This window comes from Neobacillus sp. PS3-40, from assembly GCF_030915485.1.
Taxonomy (GTDB): Bacteria; Bacillota; Bacilli; order Bacillales; family Cytobacillaceae; genus JAUZPL01.
On sequence record NZ_CP133266.1, the window covers coordinates 2008652 to 2030614 of the forward strand.

Sequence of the window (21963 nt, forward strand, 5' to 3'; positions counted from 1 at the left end):
TGAATTTTTTATATATGACCATTTTCTACATTTTTTTTAGTTCGATTATGAATAAAACCTTTTGATATCAATACAAATGGACAATTTAATCAAACGTTTGATTAACCTTATATTTCGGTAAATTCAAAGCGATTTTTCTTTTTATCGACAAATACCCTTTTAAATTTTTCAACAGACGGTAATATTTCTGCTATAAAATAACTAGACAAGTGGCAAGGAAGAGCTAAAGAAGTTCCTAGGGTGGCTGATGAATCGCAATTCGCCACAGCGATAAAAACATGTTAACCTTAGTAACTACAACTATCATCCATTTACTGTCCCACAAGGATTCAATCTGTCCACCAACGGTACAAGACACCATCTATGGTGTCTTGTACTATATTTGGATATAATAAAAGCAGAAAAAAATATATATAAAATGAGGATTATGATGAACAAACCTATCAATGTAAAGAAACAAAAAAGAAATGAACAGGCACGTGAAACTACCTTAGCTGTAACGGAAAAAACTGAATTAATGAAGTTCTTGCTAGAAAAATTAGCAGGCAAAGGGCGCAATCATATCAAGGGAATATTAGCACGTGGACAGGTTTCGGTTGCTGGAAAAAAAACGACACAGTACAACCATCCGTTAGAGGTTGGGCAACAAGTTGTTATCAGCTGGGCTCAAGTAGGGAATGAAGAAAAGTTAGTAGGTTTGAAAATTCTTCATGAGGATCAGGACCTTATCGTGATTAATAAAGAAGCTGGTTTGCTATCGATTGCTTCTGAAAAAGAAAAGAAGGAAACAGCATATCATTTCTTAATGGAACATGTAAGATTGGTCAATCCAAAGAATAGAATATTCGTTGTTCATAGACTTGACCGAGATACTTCAGGAGTCATGATGTACTCGAAAAGCAAGGAAGTACAACAACTCTTACAGAACTCTTGGAAAGAATCTGTTCAGGATCGTAGATATATTGCTCTAGTGGAGGGTGCTGTTCAAAAGCCTGAAGGTACGATTACATCATGGCTAACAGAGAGCAAAACACTCAAAATGTATTCCAATCCAACACCGAATGGTGGGCAAAAAGCAATAACACACTATAAAGTTCTAGAAAAGAACCAGAATTACTCTTTACTAGAGGTCAGACTTGAAACCGGAAAAAAGAATCAAATCCGTGTTCACATGCAGACCTTAGGCCACAGCATTGTTGGCGATAAAAAATATGGCTCAACCCAAAACCCAATTGGTCGTATGGGGCTTCATGCTTTAGAAATTAAATTTACCCACCCAACAACTGGTGCGATCATGCACTTTAAAACGGATATACCGGGGAAGTTTTTGCGAATGGTTAAATAGAAGTTGGTACCTGGCCCAGAATCAGATGCTTGTAGTTGGTGATGGGCTAGGTGTAAAATTTGGCTATCTATTATGGTTGAATTGTTGGTTAATTTGGTCTTATGAATTAAAAAAAACTGATTTCTCTCAAAAAGGCCTTCCTTCTGTCTACTGGGACGTAGAACCTATCCCTGTGTTTCCACGGTTTTAGAAATAAAAAAAGCCCTGCAGACATTTCTCTCCACAGAGCTTTCCTTCCAACATTCTTTTTCTACAGAGACATGGGACCTGCCCCTGTGTCCCTCCTATGATTGCGTTGTTGCTACTGTCGCATTTTCAGCATTCAAATAATATTGTGGTTGAGTATCTTTTATAATTTGTTTTCCACCAAATCCTATTACTTTACCGGTTACCCCATCTTCCCAAATAGTTGGTAAGCCGTAGGCTTCTGTACTATTCACAAAGTTTGCGTTTGTTACTGTAAGTGATGGATCTGCTTGTACTCCGCTACCTTTTCCTACTTCAATTCCACCATATTCATTTCCACTTACATCTATGGTTCCAGTTAGAGTTACTGCTGATCCATTAACTAATAGGCCACCATCTGCTCCTTGTAGTTTTAGATCACTTACAGTTACTCCTGTCGTGCTATAAACTTGAAGTACATAGTTTCCTTGCCAACCAGTAATATCCCCTGTAAATGTAATTGTATTGTTTCCACCATTGATCGTAACCGGACGGCTTACAACTATTTTTTCCGTTGTACTAAAGCTAGCTGTTACATTAATGGTTGTTTTAGTCTCATCAGCTAACGCTGCTTTTAATTCCTCTAAACTTTTTACATTTGCTAATGTGGCTGGATCTACTGAGTGTGTTGCATCTAAATAATATTGTGGTTGAGTACCCTTTGTAATTTGTTTTCCACCAAATCCTATTACTTTACCGGTTACCCCATCTTCCCAAATAGTTGGTAAGCCGTAGGCTTCTGTACTATTCACAAAGTTTGCGTTTGTTACTGTAAGTGATGGATCTGCTTGTACTCCGCTACCTTTTCCTACTTCAATTCCACCATATTCATTTCCACTTACATCCATAGTTCCAGTTAGAGTTACTTCTGAGCCATTAACTAATAGGCCACCATCTGCTCCTTGTAGTTTTAGATCACTTACAGTTACTCCTGTCGTGTTATAAACTTGAAGTACATAGTTTCCTTGCCAACCAGTTATATCCCCTGTAAATGTAATTGTATTGTTTCCACCATTGATCGTAACCGGACGGCTTACAACTATTTTTTCCGTTGTACTAAAGCTAGCTGTTACATTAATGGTTGTTTTTGTCTCATCAGCTAACGCTGCTTTTAATTCCTCTAAACTTTTTACATTTGCTAATGTGGCTGGATCTACTGAGTGTGTTGCATCTAAATAATATTGTGGTTGAGTACCCTTTGTAATTTGTTTTCCACCAAATCCTATTACTTTACCGGTTACCCCATCTTCCCAAATAGTTGGTAAGCCGTAGGCTTCTGTACTATTCACAAAGTTTGCGTTTGTTACTGTAAGTGATGGATCTGCTTGTACTCCGCTACCTTTTCCTACTTCAATTCCACCATATTCATTTCCACTTACATCCATAGTTCCAGTTAGAGTTACTTCTGAGCCATTAACTAATAAGGCACCATCTGCTCCTTGTAGTTTTAGATCACTTACAGTTACTCCTGTCGTGTTATAAACTTGAAGTACATAGTTTCCTTGCCAACCAGTTATATCCCCTGTAAATGTAATTGTATTGTTTCCACCATTGATCGTAACCGGACGGCTTACAACTATTTTTTCCGCTGTACTAAAGCTAGCTGTTACATTAATGGTTGTTTTTGTCTCATCAGCTAACGCTGCTTTTAATTCCTCTAAACTTTTTACATTTGCGATTGCTAATGTGGCTTGATCTACTGAGTGTGTTGCATCTAAATAATATTGTGGTTGAGTACCCTTTATAATTTGTGTTCCATCAAATCCCGTCACTTTACCAGTTACCCCATCTTCCCAAATAGTTGGTAAGCCGTAGGCTTCTGTACTATTCACAAAGCTTGCGCCTGTTACTGTAAGTGATGGATCTGCTTGTACTCCACTACCTTTCCCTACTTCAATTCCACCATATTCATTTCCACTTACATCCATGGTTCCAGTTAGAGTTACTTCTGAGCCATTAACTAATAAGGCACCATCTGCTCCTTGTAGTTTTAGATCGCTTACAGTTACTCCTGTCGTGTTATAAACTTGGAGTACATAGTTTCCTTGCCAGCCAGTAATATCCCCTGTAAATGTAATAGTATTATTTCCACCATTGATCGTAACCGGACGGCTTACAACTATTTTTTCCGCCGTACTAAAGCTAGCTGTTACATTAATGGTTGTTTTTGTCTCATCAGCTAACGCTGCTTTTAATTCCTCTAAACTTTTTACATTTGCGATTGCTAATGTGGCTTGATCTTCTGCAACAGAATAAGTCATTCCATTAGTTAAACCTGTAATCTCTGTACCAGTTAAAGCTTCTGCTGTAGAGTTTTCAGTTCCTAATGTCCCATTGGCCTTTATACCGTATATCTTTCCACCTATCGTAACAACATATCTTTTTCCGGTTATTAAACCAGTAATTTTTTGATTGCCAGCTATTCCTATGGATCCATTTCCTAGAGTGACAGCTATTACTACTGGCTGCCCTCCTCCCCCAGAAGATGGAGGTGTTGTAGGATTATTCGTTGCCGGCGGATTATTTGTTACTACAACCCCAGTAGAAGTTTCAATTTTCCCTTTATTATCCACTGAAACATTCTCTGTTACGCTACTGTCTTTTTTGACTTCTTTGATTTCTGTGTTTTCAGCCACTTTAATTGCAGCATTTGCATTTGTAATGTTGACAACTGTGCTTTTAAAGTCACCGGCTAAGCTAATGTTCTGACCTTTCTTTTCGGCTGAAAGGTTAACAGCTTGTACTTTTGCGCCTGCATCAGCTTGTACTTTTGCTTCTGTTTTTATGTCAAGTTCTTTAACTATTGCATCTTTAGCCACTTTCAAGGAAGATCCTTCTCCTGTGACTGCTACTTTTGATTCTGAGAAGTCACCTTTTAGAGTTACTCCTTCAGATTTTTCTGCTCCTTTCGAAGCAAGTTCAACTGTTCCATAGGCTGCTTTATCTTTAGACTCAAGGCTGATCCCACCAGTTGCTCCTGCCTTTTCAGTGACAACAAGGGATTTAATTCTTGTGCCTTGCTCCGCAATAATGTTTGAACCATTTACGTCGTTTACTCTTAATTCTTCAGCCGTAACATTAGTCTGATGTAAACTGTGATCGGCAACATCATCAACAATAATTGCTCCACCCTTATTATTGACTTTGTTTACTTTTACGTTATCTAAGTAAACGGTACCTGCGCCTGTCGAATCGCCTTTTATAATAATATCGCCATTGATTTCAGCATTAGCAAGTTTGATATGTTGTCCATTCCCCGCCACAATAACGATGGTCTTATCAAATTTTTGTACAGTTTGAGAAGTTCCCCCAAACAAAGTAGGTTTAGTAGAATCCATGGAATCGGATTTTATAACAGTAACAATTTTCTCGTATTTTTCAGCTGAAGCCTTATATGTAGTATCTAAGGTTTGAAATATCTTAGTATTTTTATCTAGTAATTTTTCTTTTAAACCATTTGCAAAAAATTTATCAAGTCTATCAATATTGTAAGCTACTTTTTCAGCATCTTGTTTTTCTATTGCATTATTTAATCGATCCATTTCAATTTTAATGGATACTGGATAAAGAGCAGCTTTTTTTACATCATATGCTTTTTGCTGATAGGCAGCTGTTAAGGCATCTCTAGTGGTTTTACCATATGCTTTATACAGAATTGGAGATCTTTTCGTTATTTCTCGGGATAAATCATGATAAGCAGCTTCCGTTGTGCTGTCAATTACATTTAGTTTTAACTTAGCATCCAACACAGAAGACTTTTCTAAAATCTTCTTCCCTGCTGTCACTGCATCAATGTACTTAACTGAACGATCAAAATATATCTTTACATTTTGGCTCAATCTTGCTTCAAGAACTTCTTTTTCTTTTCCATTAGTTTCTTTTACAGCTTGTTCAGCTGCCTTTAAAGCCGCTTTCGTTTCATTAAACAATGACATATTTGGATAATCAACTGCTTTAGCTGGATTGACTACATTCCGATGTTCATAGGAAACTTCCCACTTTAATGCACCAGCCAATTTCTCGGCCTTTTTTACCAGTTGATCTGCATTTGAACTTGCATCCGCCTGCATTGGGTTAGCTGCTGCAACTACAATTCCAGTGACAGCTGCGGCAGAAGATAAAACCAATAGCTTTGAATATTTTGACTTTTTCGACATAAAACTACCCCTTTTTTTGTATTTTTTTAGATAATCTTGTTAATAATTGGAATATCCAATATCCTTATTCTTTCAAAATATTACAATATAGTCAATAGTTACTTGTTTTTTTCCAAAAAATATATTTTTATATGATATTGGACCTATTTTTCGGAATATTTGCGCCGTTTCATAACTGAATAGTGAGGAATTCTTAAAAAGAAAACACATCCTTGTCCTCATATAGTGATAGATGGCTCGTGAGTTTATCTACATAAATGGGGTATTCAAAACTAATATTGCAAATGAGAAATAAGAAAGTGGAAGTTTAGTGAACGTAATTCTAATGGAGATTAGGCGAATTTAGTAAAAACTATAAACTGAATCTTAAATAGGACATATAACGCTAGTTGTACTTTCACTGAATAAAGAAAAGAAGAATCAGGTGCTTTATCTAATCTGTCTGTCCCCTATACCTCCTCCCGTTCCACGTATTTACAGTATTCAAATAAAGCATTTTCTTCTGGAATTGCAAAGGCGGAAGATAGATCATTGGGTTTCATAAATGGGTATGGTGGTGGGCAGGAAGTTTTATAGTATTGGTAACTGCTGTATGGGTAATCCTCCATTCGTGGTACCATGGGATTTTTTGTATTGATAGGATTTCGATGAATATATTTGCTGACGCGAAGGAGATCGTGTGGATAAAGAACTGGAGAGCTATTGAATCGTTGTTGGAATACATGCCCAACATGCTCATACCTACGATTATAATAATCTGTGTATCTCTTATTAAAAATACTCATGATTTTTGAAATAGATACTTCTTCTGATTTTAGTAGGAAATGATAGTGATTAGTCATGATGCAGAACGCGCAGATTGAAATCGGGGTATCCTCATGAATCATAGTCAGGAGGCGAAAAACTTCTACCATATCAGTACTATCACAAAAGATATTTTGCCTGTTGTTACCTCTTGAATAAATATGGTGGTATGCATACGGAATCCATTGTCTTCTTTTTCTTCCCATCTTCGACTCCTTTCAGATTTCCAAATAGTTTAAAGGTACCCTCATTATACAATATTTGGATGGTGCCTGTCACCAGATAAGGCTTAGCCCTTAATAATTTTTCCCAAAGGCATATCCAATAAACTTCATATACTCATTTAGTAGAAGAACAATTCTTTTATTATTACTAAACCAGCGTCTTTCATCAAAATACCAGTCTTTTGCACCCGAATAGGTGAGTTTGATAGATTCATTTTTAAATTCCCGGTCAAAAATCATTTTCACTCTCCGCATATGATAATTCGATGAAACCACAATCGCAGAATGAATCGGGTAATTCTTAAGAAGGTTTTTTGTGAAGTGGGCATTTTCGTATGTACTATCAGCTCGATTTTCGAGGATGATTAACTTTTCTGGCACCCCCAACTTTATTGCATGATCTTTCATCAATTGGGCAGCCGTTATATCGTTATAAATACTTCCGCCTGAAATAACAAAATAATGACCATACCCTTTATGAAAAAGATAAGCCGCTTTTTCAATCCTCTCCCCGCGATCTCCGCTTAACACAAGGATGGCATCGGACTTAGCAGAATTGTCGTCAATGACCAAGAACTTGCCTAAATTAAAAAACAAACCTGCCAAAACTATCAAAATAAATATACAAAATATTACTCTCTTTTTACTTTTTATCATTTTTTACTCCTAATATTTGGATGGTGCCTGTCACCCTAAGTGGATCAATAACCCCGTTTTGTCATCATGTTGTTTAAAGCGAGGATATTGATAGCAAGCAAGATCATTTATTTCAATGTCCATAATAGTTTTTTCGAGATATGACAGCCCATGTTCGAATGCCAATTTAGCAGAGTATAACCATTCATTTTCAATAACTTGATTACGGTTGGAATGAACCCTCAGACCATCTGATAGGAGCAAGATTTTCTTGACATTAATTAACGGAATTACCCCGCTTTCTAAGAATTCATCGACTTCTTCACTTCCGTCAATAATGCCATAACCTTCTGAAGTGTTCATTTTATTTCGGTTTTGCTGTAAAGTGTCGTGAACTGCTTCTAGAATAGCTTTTGTCGTTTGGTTTATTTCATATAAACCCCATTTATTCGGATCTTCATTTTCCGATACATATTTCCGCCACTCCGTTTGTGCTAAATGAATCCCAAAACTGTCCAACGGAGCGACATGATCATGATTGACCTGGCGAATCTCATTATTTTTATATTGTATAAAAAGTAAGCAGTCCCCAGCTGTAACGTATTTCATTTTTAAACCAGAGAGCGGGAGTTGGATTGCAGCAAGACTACACGAGCTTCGTTTATATTTAGGAATATCCCCGATTTTCTTGATTCCTGCTTCCCCTAATGTCACAACAGCCTTCTCACCAAGGATAACATTCCCTTTTAAAACTCGCTCTAGAAGATTACCATCTTCTCTTAGCATAGCATCACGAATAATATTGGATGCAATGATACCAGACAATCCGCCAACACCAGTTGCCCCATCTATAACTGCGAAAATACCATCTTCTTTATTCATTACATAAGCATCTTCATTAATGTCTCTACTACCCTTTTGATAAATTCTCTCTATCTTATAAATCATTTTTGCGCTCCTATTTTAAATAGTTTTCTACCAATTTTTTGGATGGTGTCTGTCACCAGATTACCTTTTTATATAAAAAGATTCAACAATAATCCACTTTCTACAAATCTGATGGAAGGGATAAATTTAGGAGCGATATGCTCCTTTCTAATAAAGACTACCCTGCAATAGTTTAGAGAATCCACATTAAATTTGATGTTTTGCCATAAAAATATCTCACTTTATTAAATTTCCCCTCTCCAATTCTACAATGACTTTTCAATTACTATTTTTGTTCTTTAATCTCAGAAAGACACCTAATATATGGATGGTGCCTGTCATCACAGATATTACTCTAGACACTCTCTACATACCGCGCCAGGCACCAAGGGAAAATGAGGAAAATAACAGGCAATGACAAGCATCAGAAATCATGTTAAAATTCATTAGTAGTAAATTCGTGATAATGATTATCATTATTAAGTAGGAGTGTTTATATATGGTTTTTTCAACGAGAGAACTTGACATATGGCAGCAAGAATATCCGTTATTAACAGAAATAACGAAACATCAGCCTGTTTTATGGCTTAATCCACTTTTAAAACAAATGGTAGATGTGCCTGAGCTGCCGGTAACTTTACATGATATTGAGCAAGCTGAGCTATTATGGCAACGTTTTGCTCCATTTTTAGAAATTGAATTTCCTGAAACCAAGGAAACAAATGGGATCATTGAATCTCCATTGAAAAAGATTGCGAGTATGAAAACAGTGCTGAATAATGATTTTCCACCTGCAATTGTCGGAGATCTTTATTTAAAGTGTGATAATGAATTACCTATTGCTGGTTCCATTAAAGCAAGAGGCGGAGTTTACGAAGTTCTTCATCATGCAGAACAATTGGCAATTGGAGCAGGATTAGTGAAGGAAAATGACAACTACGAAATTTTTTCAAGCGAGAAGTTTAAAGAATTCTTTGGTCAATATAGTATTGGCGTTGGTTCAACTGGAAATCTTGGATTAAGTATTGGAATTATTAGTGCTAAGCTGGGTTTTGATGTATCCGTTTACATGTCCTCGGATGCAAAGCAGTGGAAGAAAGATTTGCTTCGTGAAAAAGGAGCAACAGTGCACGAGTTTGCTGGAGATTTTGGCGAGGCCATCAGCGAGGGTAGACAGAAAACTCTTGCAGATCCTATGGCCTATTTTGTTGACGACGAAGATTCCAAGCATTTGTTCTTGGGATATAGTGTTGCGGCATTAAGAATCCAAAAGCAACTCGAAGAAAAAAGGATTAAAGTCGACGCAGAACATCCGCTGTTTGTTTATCTTCCTTGTGGTGTCGGTGGCTCACCAGGCGGAATTGCATTTGGCTTGAAACAAGTATTTGGTGATCATGTCCATTGCTTCTTTGTGGAACCAACCCATTCGCCTGCTGTTTTAATTGGATTGTTAACAGGTGAAAAGGACAAAGTCTGCGTGCAAGATTTCGGTATCGATAATCGCACTGAAGCAGATGGCCTAGCTGTTGGGCGTCCATCCCGTTTTGCTACGCCAATCAGTGAACATCTCATCAGTGGTGTTTTTACAGTAGAAGACGATGACCTATATCGACTACTCACCTTACTTGTTGACAATGAAAACATTTATCTAGAACCATCATCAACTTCAGGCCTTTTAGGACCTGGACAAGTCCTACATTCAAGTTATATGGAAAGCAAACAATTGAATGAAAAGAATGCAACACATATCGCATGGGCAACGGGTGGTGCACTTGTACCACAAGCAGATATGGGTCATTTTTACGAAAAAGGCAAAGAGCTTAATGTGAATCGTAAATCAAGCCGTGATTACGCATTAACGGTTTAACACAAAACAAAGCGGATTCTATCAAGATAGAATCCGCTTTGTTTTTATGATTATGCATTTTCGGGCATCTTAATCCCATATTCTAATGCTGACTATGCACGAAAAATTAACGTTTTGAAGCATTTGGTACGAATAATGGTTTTCCAAATTTCGTTTTGCCATATTTTCCGATTAGCTTTTGTCCTTCTTTGCTTACTAGGAAGTCAATAAAGGCTTTACTAGAATTTGGCTTTTTCGTTCCTACTACTCTCATAATACCATATGGATTTAGAAGTTCTTTTTGTCCTGAAACTAAGTTTACTAAACCAGTTTTATTTGTTAGGAAGGTAGCTTCATCTGTAAGTGTATAACCACCCATTTCATCTGCCATTCGTAATGTATCTCCCATGCCGGATCCGGCCTTTTTATACCAGTCTCCACTTGGCTTAATGTTTAAATCATTCCAGATACTAATTTCTTTCTTGTTTGTACCTGAATCATCACCTCTAGAGATAAAGGTTGATTTTGTACTCACTATTTTCTTTAATGCACTTTCAACCGTTTTGGAATTTTTTATTTTAGCTGGGTCCGCCTTTGGCCCAACTAATAAAAATTGATTGTACATTAGATTGTAAGCCATCTCACCACGTTTTTCCTTCACAAACTTATCTTCGCTTTTTCTATCATGAACAAGCAATACGTCAGCGTCGCCCTGTTCACCCATTTTAATTGCTTGCCCTGTACCTACTGCAACCACTTTAACATCAACATCATATTTTGCTTCAAATACTGGGATAATCGCATCTAACAAACCAGAATCCTGTGTACTTGTTGTAGTTGCAAGGATAAAGTTGCTTTCAAGCTTTACCTTTTTAGCGACTGCCTTTGTATATTTAGCGTAAACATACCCAAATGTACCATTCCATTTAATTTTATACCATGTACTTTTTTTACTAACAACATCTAGTACTTTCCCTTTTTTCGCGGTCCCTATTTGTTTATATTTTGTTCCCGCATCATTACGGACTTTTAGACTTTGTGAAGCAGTAACTGATTTCAATACCTTTGTACTTGTTGTTGAAGCTGCAAATGAAGGTGTAATGATAGAAAAGACTAGAAGAAATGCTGTTAAAATGGATACTAATAGATTGCGCTTTTTCACTTTTTATCCCTCCAATAGTAATCTAACAATTTAACAATAATGGGTAATTTTTCAAATGTAAATACTTTACTTTTGCTTTTGTTAAGTTTTGTGAAGTTTCGTTAAGTTCTGTTTAATTTCGTTCAAATTTATGCCATATTTCAGTAACTAATATAGATAGAACTTAACAAAAGCTAATGAATATATATTATTCCCCTTGCCAATTATTTCAAAAAAATATACGATTATTTTATATTATTTTGACGGAGGAACAGAAAATGAATGGTTGGATCTCACTTTTTAAAGATGATGCTATTCTAGAAATTATCAAACTCTCATTACAAGTTTCATTGACTGCAATGGTGATCGGAAGCATCATCGGAATCTTAGCAGGGACAACACTCGGTATTTATAATTTTATTGGGAAAAAAATTATTCTTTCTGTTGTGTATACACTAATGGGAATGCCGCCAGTCTTAATAGGAGTAATCGTTTATCTGTTACTTTCAAGGCATGGAATTTTAGGCTCTGCACAACTCCTATTTACTCCAACAGCGATGATTATTGCACAAACTATTTTAATTACTCCCATTGTCACTGGACTTACATACTCCGCAATATCTTCAAACGACAAGAAATATTCTGCCGCTGCTCTTACATTGGGAGCAAATGATTTTCAACTATGGAAGGTTTTATTACGAGAATCAAGGCGGGGTATCATTACAGCTTGTTTAACCGCATTTGGTAGAGCAATTTCCGAAGTAGGTGCGGTCATGCTTGTTGGAGGAAATATTGAAGGAAGTACACGTGTTATGACTACTGCCATGATTTTGGAAACACGACAAGGAAATTTTAACGTTGCACTTGCTTTAGGAGCAGTTCTACTACTTATTAGTTTTTTAATTAATTTTTCAGTATTATGGAAATTTATGTTTAAAAGGGCATCTTTTACTGAGGTGATTCAATCATGACAAATACCGTTATTCTTCAACAGGTAACTGTTAAAACAGCAAATAAAACCCTACTTAAAATAGATAATTTTCAGGTAAATTCAGGTAAAAGATACGTTATCATTGGCCCTAGTGGGGCGGGGAAAAGTACTCTACTAAAATCAATCGCTACCCTTCAATCGTATAGCTCAGGAGAGATTTTTTTATTTAATGAAAAAATGGAGAAAAAGAACAAACGGTTGTTAAGAAAAAGAATGGTTTATGTTGCACAGCAAGAAGTTATGTTCTTTGGAAGTGTTGAAGATAATGTTGGCCTAGGGCTTAAGTTTCGAAAGGATTCGAAAGATGATCGACAACTAAAAATAAGCAACATTCTAAAACTTTTGGGTTTAGAAGGCTATGAAAAGAGGAATGTTGAATCTCTTTCTGGAGGAGAAATCCAACGTGTTGCTTTAGCCCGATCCCTCGTTCTTGAACCTGAGCTTTTGCTTTTAGATGAGCCTACAGCAAATCTGGATCCCTTCAATGTTCAATTGATCGAGCGAGCAATCATTAAGTATTGCGAAGAAAAAGGAGCAACCCTTATACTTGCTACCCATAATATGAATCAGGCAAGAAGAATTGGGCAACATGGAATTTTTATTGAAAAGGGTAAAATGACCGAGTCTGGTGATATTACGGATTTATTGGAAAATCCCAAAACAAAAGAACTAATTGACTTTCTTGAATGGGTTTAGGGGAAGGGGAAGCAGGGGGACGGTTCTTCTGCTTCCCCCTTTCTCTATGCCTGAACTTAGGTTTGGAGAAAGGCAACCGGTGGTGCACTTGTACCACCAGCGGATATGGATCACTTTTACGAAAAAGGCAAAGAGCTTAATGTGAATCATAAATCAAGCCGTGATCATATATATGATCATGTATTAACGTTTTAACACAAAGAGGCTGGGACAAAACCCACCTCTGAGATGAAAAAGCCGGTGGAATTTTACGATAAGTAAAATTTCACCGGCTTTGATTATTTTCCAATAAAAATAAGGGCCACTTCTGATAAAATAAAGTTACCACACCAAATTTCATCCGAAAGAAGGGTCCTTATGTTCAAAAATTATATCATGAATCAATTAGTTTTGCCTTTAGATTTAGAAGTAAAATTACAAAATAATGATATTGCCTACCATGTCCATCATTTAGTTGAAAGTATCCCTCATGAAGCGTTCGAACCATTTCTTCGAAATGAGGGTTGCCCAGCCTATCATCCACGCATGATGCTTAAAATTATCTTATGTGCCTACACACAATCTGTCTTTTCAGGGCGTAAAATTGAAGCATTATTAAAAGATAGTATCCGTATGATGTGGCTGGCTCAAGGACATGAACCAAGCTACCGCACAATAAACCGATTCCGTGTTCAATCAGAAGTGAAAGATTTAATCCGCCAATGTTTCGTCCAATTCCGTTGCCAATTGATTGAAGAAAAACTTATCGATCAAGAAGCGGTTTTTATCGATGGCACAAAGATTGAAGCGAATGCGAATAAATTTACGTTTGTCTGGAAGAAATCGGTTGAGAAATATCATCAAAGTTTAATTGAAAAGTCAAATCAGCTATACAATGAACTACTTGAGAACGAAATCATACCTGAAATTAAATGTGAAAGCGATGAACAGTTATCATTGGAAGAGATCGCTCAATTGGTTAAAAAAGTGGACGATGTCGTAACCGAGTATGATAAACAAATTGAAGTATCGACAGACGTTCTAGAACGAAAAGCCTTAAGAAGTGAACGCAAATACCCGAAACAAGTGCGTAAACAGTTGATTGATTTTGTCTTACGAAAACAGAAATACCAACAAGACTTTGAAATATTTGGCACACGTAATAGCTATTCTAAAACAGATCCGGATGCGACATTTATGCGAATGAAAGATGATTATATGCAAAACGGACAATTGAAGGCAGGTTACAATGTACAAATCGCAACGGAAGGTCAATACGCGCTTGCCTATAGTTTATTTTCAAACCCAACAGATACACGTACGTTAATTCCATTTCTAGATGAGATCGAGCAGCATTATTTCGAGTTACCGAAACACATTGTCGCAGATGCAGGTTATGGTAGTGAACAAAACTATAATGATATCCTTTCGAACAGAAAACGAGAAGCACTTATTACGTATAACATGTATTTGAAAGAACAAAAGAAAAAGTATAAACAAAACACATTTAATCCCGACAATTGGCAGTATAATGAAGAAACAGATACATATACATGTCCCAATCAGAAACTTCTTAAATTTCAATATCATTCTATACGTAATGACCGTACAGACTTCCAACGGAAGTTCAAAATCTATGAATGCGAAGACTGTTCAGGATGCCCGTTCCGTTCATCATGTACAAAAGCAAAAGAAGGAAACAATCGAAAACTAATGGTGAATGAAAAATGGGAACAGCAAAAAGAATATGTAAGAGAGAAGCTTTCAGAAGAGAAAACGAGTGCCATCTATCGAAAACGCAAAATCGATGTGGAACCAGTTTTTGGATTCTTGAAGGCTAATTTGCGTTTCTCTCGGTTTTCTGTACGAGGAAAATCGAAAGTAGAAAACGAAATGGGCCTCGCGTTAATGGCAGTGAATTTAAGAAAATTCACTGCCAACAACTAAGGTAATAGAAGAATTAACACCCCAAAATAGATAAAGGTGAATTTGAGTAAGCTCAAATTCACCTTTCTTACTATTTGAAGCTAGTTATGTCCCAGCCTCTTTTATTATTATTCCAAGATAAAGCCATCACCCAATTTATGGATGGTGCCTGTCACCTACCACTTTTCACTTGATTCATAAGCCATCAAGATGATTTCCATTGCTTTCTTACCTTCTTCGCCATTTATTAAAGGCTCGGAATTAGTATGAATGGCGTCGATAAAGTCTTTATAAAGCGGTGTATGGCCTGAACCATAGACATTATCAATTTCAGTGCTATCGTCTTCGCTATCATAGTCTTTTTTATCAGCAAAATCCCAAGTCTTGATATCGTTAACTGCAAGTCCACCAATGACAACCGTTCCTGTTTCACCGAAAATGCTTAACGTTTCTTCAAGGTTCTTCGGATAGACGCAAGCAGATCCTTCAACAATTCCAATAGATCCATTTTTAAATCTGATTAGGATTGCCCCGAAGTCTTCCATTTCAATGTCCCTTAAAAAGGTTGATCGCTCTGCATGGACTCTTTCAACCTCTGAACCCATCATCCACTGAAGAAGGTCAATGTTATGGATACATTGATTCATAAGAGTTCCACCATCAAGCTCTTTCGTACCTCTCCATGGAGCTTGTTTATAATAATTATTATCTCTAGTCCAAAGAATTCTGGCCGTTCCGTTCATTATTCTGCCAAATCTGCCTTCTTCAATGGCTTTTCTTAATTTTTGAATTGGCGGATTAAATCTATTTTGATGTGAGATACACACTTTTTTATCTTTCTCTTTTGCTACGGCAATAATTCTGTCTGCGTCTTCCACTGAAAGAGCCATAGGTTTTTCAATTAAGACATGTGTGCCCGCATTAATGCAATCTATTGCATGTTTTGCATGATAACCACTTTCAGTAGCGATTGTCACTACATCAATGTCTTCATTCTTTAACATTTCTATGTAGTCAGTGTAAACTTTCACATTTGAATTTTCTAATCCTTTTTGATATTGCTCTTTTCTTTCAATTGCCTTACTTTCAACAATATCACATACAGCAACAAGTGTTGCATCTTGATCATTATTGAGTAATGCTTCGATATGTTTGTATGAAATTCTTCCGCAACCTAGTATTGCAAACTTAAGTTTTGACATTTCATTCACCTCTATATAATAGTTGTAGGAAGCAAAGGGACGGTTCTTCTGCTTCCCTCTTTCCCTACGCTTTAAATATTCTACCATATTTAACATGAGAAAGAAGCTGGGGACGGTTCTACTGCTTCCACCTATCCCTATGCTTTAATATTTTACCACCCATATATTCAACATTGGTAATCATATGACATTATTCTACGATATTTTTAGCTGATTTACTATCAAAACATAGGAAGCAAGGGAACCGTCTCTTCGCTTTCTCTAAGCTTTAAATACAAGGTTAGGGGAAACGCCCAAAATTCTTGCAAGCTGGCGATGTGATATTCCATCGATAATTTTTACTTCTCGCAAAATTTCATTTCTTTTTAACTTTGGTAAGCTCTTTACTTGTGCTACCTCAATCGCACCAAGAAATTTCTTGATTTCTAGCCTTGCGTCTTCATCGGTTAACTTTTTTCTTTCATTTATTTTATCATCTAGACATTGATCATTATTTTTTTTGTCATTAAATTCTTTAAATCTTTCTTTGGCAAGCGTTAGATCAGCAGAAAACATGCTTAAAATAAAATCAAAATCCAGCATATTCTTTGGATAAAGATTTTTCCCATAGTATCCGAGACAACTACTCCACTTCCATTCATCAGCTCTATTGACTATTCCAGCTTTTACCGGGTTTTGATGGATATATCGTATGACTGTTTGTAAATATTTATACGTTTCTACATTTTCACTTTTGAACCTATCCTGAAAAAGATGCCCCGTTGTTCTATACTTCCAGTTATAGTACCAGACAAAGCTAACACCAATGCGTTTCATTGTAACTGAAATATCTTCCTTGCCTTCTTTCAAAAGCAGATGCACATGATTACTCATCAAGCACCAAGCATAAACGTCCATTTCCGATTTTATTTTATATTTTTGAATAATATCAAGAAATTTTATGCAGTCCTCATCATCATGAAATATTTCCTGTCTATTTGCACCTCTTAACATGATGTGGTACACTCCATTTTTACTTTTCACCCTAGCTCTACGAGATATCTCTATCACCACTTTCCAGGATCTATATTTTTCTTTTTCACCTTCATGTTGAATGAAGGGATGGCTCTCTTATTTGCAATGGACTAAAAATTCCCTCTTAATCACAACAAATCGCCCTTAAACATCGAACTCCCAGAGACTTCCCATTGAAAAATCAACAACCACACTATGGAATCATTTCCTTTTGAATCAATACATCTAACTGAACCCAACAGCCCTCAAGCCCTTTTAAACCGATACTTAGAAATGAAATTTTGAGAAAAAAAGAAGAAAATTGATATGAGAATATTCGAGTGTAAAAAGAAGTAAAAACGGATGGTGGACAATATGAGGATAGTAAATTGGAGATAAGATGGAGAGATGGCAGCTAATTTTATATTCAACACTTATATCAACATTCCTGCAAACGCTACTAACAAATTAAAAAAACAGAGGATAACTAGCATTGAAAACAAAGATTACCCTCTATAGTTTGAGAATTGAAAAGAAGCAAGGGAACCGTCCCCTTGCTTCTTCTTGCTTCCTTACTTCATATCAGCAATACACTTTACTGCAATCAATTTGTCTTTGCTTGGTGTTTCGTATTTTACTATCGCTGGATTGCGGTCAACATAGTAGCCTCCACCAACACTAAGCATAGTATCTTTAAAGGCATATATTCGGTAAGGTTGAGTACTCTTTTTCAATGGTAGTGAACTTGATCCATCTAATTTAAATTGGGTTGTATTTTGAAGAACCGTTAATCTTCCTAATTGTCCTGGCTTAAGCACAACTCCATCCCAATATATTATCTGACCCTTATGATACTGCGTACAAGGATCAAATGTTTTAATATATGCAGAGGAAATAAAGCCTGATACCTTTTGGTCCACCGTCTTGAATGGGTACCACACAAATTGGTTTGGACTATTTAAAGATTTATTATAAGTAAAGCTACCATTAATAATGAGGGTAGTATTTTTTGCTAATTGACCGCTTGCAGGACTATCCGGCTGTGGCCTAACGTTTACATCATCCTTTGTTACCGTAACCTTTTCACCATTTTTAAAAAAGTATGATGATGTATGCAACGGCCCAGTTAGTGTATATTCCTTTGTTAAAAATTTAATATTTTCGTCGCTGTTTGGATTATATTCAAAATCGCTTGTTTTAAAAGGGAACTGCCCCAATTTTGTATCACCTAAGAAACTATCTTTTACAATAAGAGTAAAGACTTTTTCCTGATATGCCCCTGTATTTATTACCGTACTAGGCTGAACAAGAGGGCTATTTACAGGCTTTGTTCCGTTGTAGGCCATCACAGGGAAGTACCAATTCTCAATTACCTGGCGGTCAGCACCTTTTATTTTAGGAAGGTCTGTCCTGTCATACATACTCGAAAGGACCTCAACGCCTTTTTCGATATTATAGTAGATATCGGTTTTCAATTTATCTTGATCATAGCTTGGTTGATTCGTAACCTGCATGAGACCAATTCCACCGTCTGCTGAGACAATTGGCTGACCATTAACATCAAATTGTTTCCAGCCGTTTTCCTGCGAAGCTACAGCTTTAACCACTTCAGGAGGAATTCCTTTTTCTAAAGCAGCGTTTGTGAGCAAGCAGTTGACATGCTGAAAAGAGGGATTTTCATTTGGCTGAATAGCTCCAAACTGTGTGCACTTCGAAGGAAATACTGACTCTGCAGAAGCATTTCCATAAAATAAACCGAGTGTTAACAGCATAAATAATCCAGCACTTAGTATGATTTTCATTTGTTCACTACTCCCATCTAATTATCTTTTAAACTATCTAAGGGTGTCTAAGTTATATTGCTTATTGAGTTTCCGTAACCAAACTAAACTATATTATGTGATTATAGTCTACCATTCTATCATTTTATCATTAAACAGACCAAACTACCAGAATAAGGGAACACTTACCAACTTTCAAAGAACAACAACACTTCCATTAGCAGTATACTGGAGTCTTTCCCTAATCTTATTGTCCTTATTAAACGAACAGTCCATGACACTATTAATATGGAAATTCCCTGGATGGTGCCTGTCACCTGGTTTGGTATTTTTTCAGTATTTTCTGATATTTAAACTCACTTCTCCCTTGTCACAAAAAACTGGCTACTATATGATTGTAGTATGGAAATATAGAACAAGGGGGAATTCCATGAGAAAGTTGCTTCTTTACGGACGAACCATTCGTGGAAAAATTGTATTATCTTTTGGTATTTTAATTATTATTATTGCGGCAATCTATATTACATCTTTACTGAATGTCCAATCGTTAAAAGCGGAATTGGACTCGATTTTAAATCATGATATGACAATATCCCAAGAAAGCGGAGTGGTTTCTAAGTCAATTTCAGATATAGAAAGTGGCGAAAGAGGGTTTGTTATAACAGGATCTGAGTCATTTTTAGCACCCTATGGAAATGGGAAAAATTCAGTTGATCAAAGTTTTCAGACAATGGAATCTATTATAAAGGATAATCCAAAACAGCTTAATGAGTGGAAAAAAATTGAGGAAACCTACAAACTATGGTTACAACAGATTGATCAAATTATTGAGATCAGAAGAAATAATGGGGCTGAAGCAACTGCTGAAAGGATTAACTCTCCAGAAGGCTTCAAAATACATGTGCAGTTACTTGAATCCCTCCGTGTTTTTAATGAAGAACAGCAAAAAGCTACACAGGCAAAAATTGACCAACTTAATCAAAAGGTAGTTATGGGCACTGTCGGTACTTCTGTTCTTTCAGGACTCGCCCTTTTGTTAGCTATTTTCTTTGGGTTCACCCTATCTTCTAATATCAGAAAAAATGTTCGAAGAATTAGTAGGTCAATTATTGACATTGCGAATGCCGGTGGGGATTTAACAAAGCGGATTCATGTTAAAACTAAGGATGAATTAGCAGGGCTTGCCAATGATACCAATCTATTAATTGAAGGTATTGCAAACTTAGTCAAACAAATCTCCATTTTAGGTGAAAATGTTTCCGCAAGCAGCCAAGAACTATTTTCCTCTTCTGAACAAACGGCCAAAACGATTCTTTCTATCGCTGAAACTTCTGGAGAAGTAGCAGTGGCCGTTGAACATACAACAAAACAAATGACCGATTCAACGGTCAAAATGCAACAATTATCAGCAGTTGCCAATCAATTATTTGAACAAGCTGTTTCCATGAAGAGTTCTTCTGAAGAAATGAAGAATGCTGCAAATAGCGGTGAGAAGTTTGTTCGTTTGTCTGGAGAAAAAATGCAGACAATTGAGAAAGTTATTGCGGAGAATACGAAATTAATTGAAGCACTAGGTGTAAAATCTCTTAAAATCAATCATATTATCAATACAATCACTGAAATTTCCAATCAAACAAACCTTTTGGCTCTAAATGCGGCGATTGAGGCGGCCAGAGCTGGGGTACACGGAAAAGGTTTTGCGGTAGTGGCAGATGAGGTTAGAAAGCTTGCTGTACAATCACAAAATTCCGCAAATGAAGTAACTACCATTATTACGGATATCCAAACAGAAGTGAATCATATTATTTCACAAAACCATCAAGGGGTTAAAGAAGTACAAGAAGGTGTTGAAACAGCACGTGAAACCAGTTCTTCCTTAAACAAAATCCTTGAAAAAATAGATGATACAGTTATGATCATCGCAAATATGGCAACTCAAATCGATAAAACCCTAACTTTAAGCGAAGATGTCTCTAAGTCATTTAGTGAAATGGCTGCCATTACCATAGAAACATCTTCCCATACTGAATCAACAGCAGCAGCGGCTGAGGGGGGCTCAGCTGCTATGGAACAAGTAACAACCGCCGCATTAGAGCTTTCAAAACAAGCTGACCAGCTTCGTCAATTAATGGGTAATTTTAAGATTTAATGGAGAAACGCTCAATTTCGGGCGTTTTTTGGTTTATTCTGGATGGTGCCCGTCCACCTAAATTTCTACTATTAAGCAATTGCTTAATAGTTCTGGAACCGAAGTGCTATAATTAACTTATTAACTAAAAGGGGTAATGAATGTTGAAAAAAGACCAAGTTGTTTTGTTATCGGATTGGATTGAACAATCCACTTCTACCTTATTTGAAATTAAAAAATTGGATACAACTGTTAAAAATTTTCTTCCGGGCTTCCAGAAGGGAAAAGAAGCTTTCTCCGGTTTTGAAGTAACAAGACTGGATTCCAATACCATTTATCGATTTATTTTTATTCATTCACAGCCAAATGAGGACTTCCAGTTTGTGATCTATTCTCACAATAAAAAGGCCCTTGCAGAACTTAAGCAAATAGAAATGATTGACGGACATCCACATCTTGTTTGGAAATATAACCCCTTGAAACGTGATGGATTGAATCAAGAGAGAAAAACCTATTTTATAAAAACCTTTGGATCGACCACTCTTCAAATTCCGCTTCCAAAGTCTTCTTCGGATGTAGAAACATTTTTCGATCAGCTGTTTACCCTCTGCCAAAACCGTCTTGAAGCGGATACTATCGTTTGAGAATAGTGATTTTCAAAAGGAAAAAGGCATGACGGAATTTACACTACGCGAAGTGGTATTTAACTCCGCATTCTAGTAATATTCTACATTTTTTTTGAACAAATCTTCTAAATCAAACGTTTGATTAAATATGCACTAAGCACTTATTAGTAAAGGATTTTTACCTCCAAGCATATAAAATAAATGTCGAAATTCTGTTTAGGTAATTTTAGGTTTTAAAAGAGAATAAACGAATATCTAGGTGGGGCTCTCCCCGTAGACAGATGAAAGCAAGAGAACCGTCCCTACGCTTCCCCGTGAGAATTGAAAAGAAGCAAG

Annotated in this window: 15 protein-coding genes; 7 read left to right on the forward strand and 8 right to left on the reverse strand. The window is 36.5% G+C overall.

Going from position 1 to position 21963, the window contains the following annotated elements; translation table 11 throughout:
• The first annotated feature begins 427 nt into the window (after positions 1-427).
• Positions 428-1345: an RluA family pseudouridine synthase gene (locus tag RCG20_RS09930; protein WP_374120539.1), complete on the forward strand. Its 918-nt coding sequence runs from the start codon at positions 428-430 to the stop codon at positions 1343-1345.
• A gap of 284 nt (positions 1346-1629) precedes the next feature.
• Here the strand turns inward: RCG20_RS09930 and RCG20_RS09935 are convergent, their stop codons facing one another.
• The 4 genes from RCG20_RS09935 to RCG20_RS09950 form a co-directional block, all read right to left on the reverse strand.
• The gene (locus tag RCG20_RS09935; RefSeq protein ID WP_308184077.1) at positions 1630-5727 is read right to left on the reverse strand and encodes a pectate lyase-like adhesive domain-containing protein; all 4098 of its coding nucleotides are present in this window, start codon (positions 5725-5727) and stop codon (positions 1630-1632) included.
• A gap of 449 nt (positions 5728-6176) precedes the next feature.
• Positions 6177-6737 (reverse strand): transposase, encoded by a 561-nt coding sequence (locus tag RCG20_RS09940; RefSeq protein WP_308184078.1) that lies wholly within the window; start codon positions 6735-6737, stop codon positions 6177-6179.
• A gap of 90 nt (positions 6738-6827) precedes the next feature.
• On the reverse strand, positions 6828-7412 hold the full coding sequence (locus tag RCG20_RS09945; protein WP_308184079.1) for a YdcF family protein: 585 nt from the start codon (positions 7410-7412) through the stop codon (positions 6828-6830).
• Between the two features lie 30 nt (positions 7413-7442).
• A complete protein-coding gene (locus RCG20_RS09950) occupies positions 7443-8339 on the reverse strand; it encodes a hypothetical protein (RefSeq protein ID WP_308184080.1) in 897 nt (298 codons plus the stop codon).
• A gap of 478 nt (positions 8340-8817) precedes the next feature.
• On the opposite strand from RCG20_RS09950, the gene RCG20_RS09955 reads away from it, so the two are divergent.
• Positions 8818-10185, forward strand: coding sequence for a D-serine ammonia-lyase (locus RCG20_RS09955; protein WP_308184081.1), 1368 nt, complete (start codon positions 8818-8820; stop codon positions 10183-10185).
• 106 nt (positions 10186-10291) lie between these two features.
• Here RCG20_RS09955 and RCG20_RS09960 read toward each other — a convergent pair whose 3' ends face one another.
• Positions 10292-11326: a substrate-binding domain-containing protein gene (locus tag RCG20_RS09960; protein ID WP_308184082.1), complete on the reverse strand. Its 1035-nt coding sequence runs from the start codon at positions 11324-11326 to the stop codon at positions 10292-10294.
• A gap of 257 nt (positions 11327-11583) precedes the next feature.
• Here RCG20_RS09960 and RCG20_RS09965 point away from each other — a divergent pair, with 257 nt between their 5' ends.
• The 3 genes from RCG20_RS09965 (at position 11584) to RCG20_RS09975 (ending at position 14918) form a co-directional block, all read left to right on the forward strand.
• Positions 11584-12276, forward strand: a complete 693-nt coding sequence (locus tag RCG20_RS09965; protein ID WP_308184083.1) for an ABC transporter permease — start codon at positions 11584-11586, stop codon at positions 12274-12276.
• Positions 12273-12992, forward strand: a complete 720-nt coding sequence (locus RCG20_RS09970) for an ABC transporter ATP-binding protein (protein WP_308184084.1) — start codon at positions 12273-12275, stop codon at positions 12990-12992. Before RCG20_RS09965 ends, RCG20_RS09970 begins: the two co-directional genes overlap by 4 nt.
• A 357-nt stretch (positions 12993-13349) precedes the next feature.
• Positions 13350-14918, forward strand: a complete 1569-nt coding sequence (locus RCG20_RS09975; protein ID WP_308181295.1) for an IS1182 family transposase — start codon at positions 13350-13352, stop codon at positions 14916-14918.
• A 155-nt stretch (positions 14919-15073) separates the two neighbouring features.
• On the opposite strand, the gene RCG20_RS09980 is transcribed toward RCG20_RS09975, so the two are convergent.
• The 3 genes from RCG20_RS09980 to RCG20_RS09990 all read right to left on the reverse strand — a co-directional run bounded on the left by RCG20_RS09980 (position 15074) and on the right by RCG20_RS09990 (position 18894).
• The gene (locus RCG20_RS09980; protein ID WP_308184085.1) at positions 15074-16099 is read right to left on the reverse strand and encodes a Gfo/Idh/MocA family protein; all 1026 of its coding nucleotides are present in this window, start codon (positions 16097-16099) and stop codon (positions 15074-15076) included.
• A 261-nt stretch (positions 16100-16360) separates the two neighbouring features.
• Positions 16361-17092, reverse strand: a complete 732-nt coding sequence (locus RCG20_RS09985; protein WP_308184086.1) for a transposase — start codon at positions 17090-17092, stop codon at positions 16361-16363.
• Between the two features lie 572 nt (positions 17093-17664).
• Positions 17665-18894 carry a transglycosylase SLT domain-containing protein gene (locus RCG20_RS09990; protein WP_308184087.1) on the reverse strand — a complete coding sequence of 410 codons (1230 nt, stop codon included), beginning with the start codon at positions 18892-18894 and terminating at the stop codon, positions 17665-17667.
• A 409-nt stretch (positions 18895-19303) separates the two neighbouring features.
• On the opposite strand from RCG20_RS09990, the gene RCG20_RS09995 reads away from it, so the two are divergent.
• A complete protein-coding gene (locus tag RCG20_RS09995; protein WP_308184088.1) occupies positions 19304-21022 on the forward strand; it encodes a methyl-accepting chemotaxis protein in 1719 nt (572 codons plus the stop codon).
• 140 nt (positions 21023-21162) lie between these two features.
• A complete protein-coding gene (locus RCG20_RS10000) occupies positions 21163-21645 on the forward strand; it encodes a hypothetical protein (RefSeq protein WP_308184089.1) in 483 nt (160 codons plus the stop codon).
• Positions 21646-21963 lie beyond the last annotated feature (318 nt).

What these genes read in the sequence shown, in the direction of transcription:
- RCG20_RS09930 (WP_374120539.1), top strand. Translation starts at nt 428, where the DNA reads ATGATGAACAAACCTATCAATGTAAAGAAACAAAAAAGAAATGAACAG.
- RCG20_RS09935 (WP_308184077.1), bottom strand. Translation starts at nt 5,727, where the DNA reads ATGTCGAAAAAGTCAAAATATTCAAAGCTATTGGTTTTATCTTCTGCC.
- RCG20_RS09940 (WP_308184078.1), bottom strand. Translation starts at nt 6,737, where the DNA reads ATGGGAAGAAAAAGAAGACAATGGATTCCGTATGCATACCACCATATT.
- RCG20_RS09945 (WP_308184079.1), bottom strand. Translation starts at nt 7,412, where the DNA reads ATGATAAAAAGTAAAAAGAGAGTAATATTTTGTATATTTATTTTGATA.
- RCG20_RS09950 (WP_308184080.1), bottom strand. Translation starts at nt 8,339, where the DNA reads ATGATTTATAAGATAGAGAGAATTTATCAAAAGGGTAGTAGAGACATT.
- RCG20_RS09955 (WP_308184081.1), top strand. Translation starts at nt 8,818, where the DNA reads ATGGTTTTTTCAACGAGAGAACTTGACATATGGCAGCAAGAATATCCG.
- RCG20_RS09965 (WP_308184083.1), top strand. Translation starts at nt 11,584, where the DNA reads ATGAATGGTTGGATCTCACTTTTTAAAGATGATGCTATTCTAGAAATT.
- RCG20_RS09970 (WP_308184084.1), top strand. Translation starts at nt 12,273, where the DNA reads ATGACAAATACCGTTATTCTTCAACAGGTAACTGTTAAAACAGCAAAT.
- RCG20_RS09975 (WP_308181295.1), top strand. Translation starts at nt 13,350, where the DNA reads ATGTTCAAAAATTATATCATGAATCAATTAGTTTTGCCTTTAGATTTA.
- RCG20_RS09980 (WP_308184085.1), bottom strand. Translation starts at nt 16,099, where the DNA reads ATGTCAAAACTTAAGTTTGCAATACTAGGTTGCGGAAGAATTTCATAC.
- RCG20_RS09985 (WP_308184086.1), bottom strand. Translation starts at nt 17,092, where the DNA reads ATGTTAAGAGGTGCAAATAGACAGGAAATATTTCATGATGATGAGGAC.
- RCG20_RS09990 (WP_308184087.1), bottom strand. Translation starts at nt 18,894, where the DNA reads ATGAAAATCATACTAAGTGCTGGATTATTTATGCTGTTAACACTCGGT.
- RCG20_RS09995 (WP_308184088.1), top strand. Translation starts at nt 19,304, where the DNA reads ATGAGAAAGTTGCTTCTTTACGGACGAACCATTCGTGGAAAAATTGTA.
- RCG20_RS10000 (WP_308184089.1), top strand. Translation starts at nt 21,163, where the DNA reads ATGTTGAAAAAAGACCAAGTTGTTTTGTTATCGGATTGGATTGAACAA.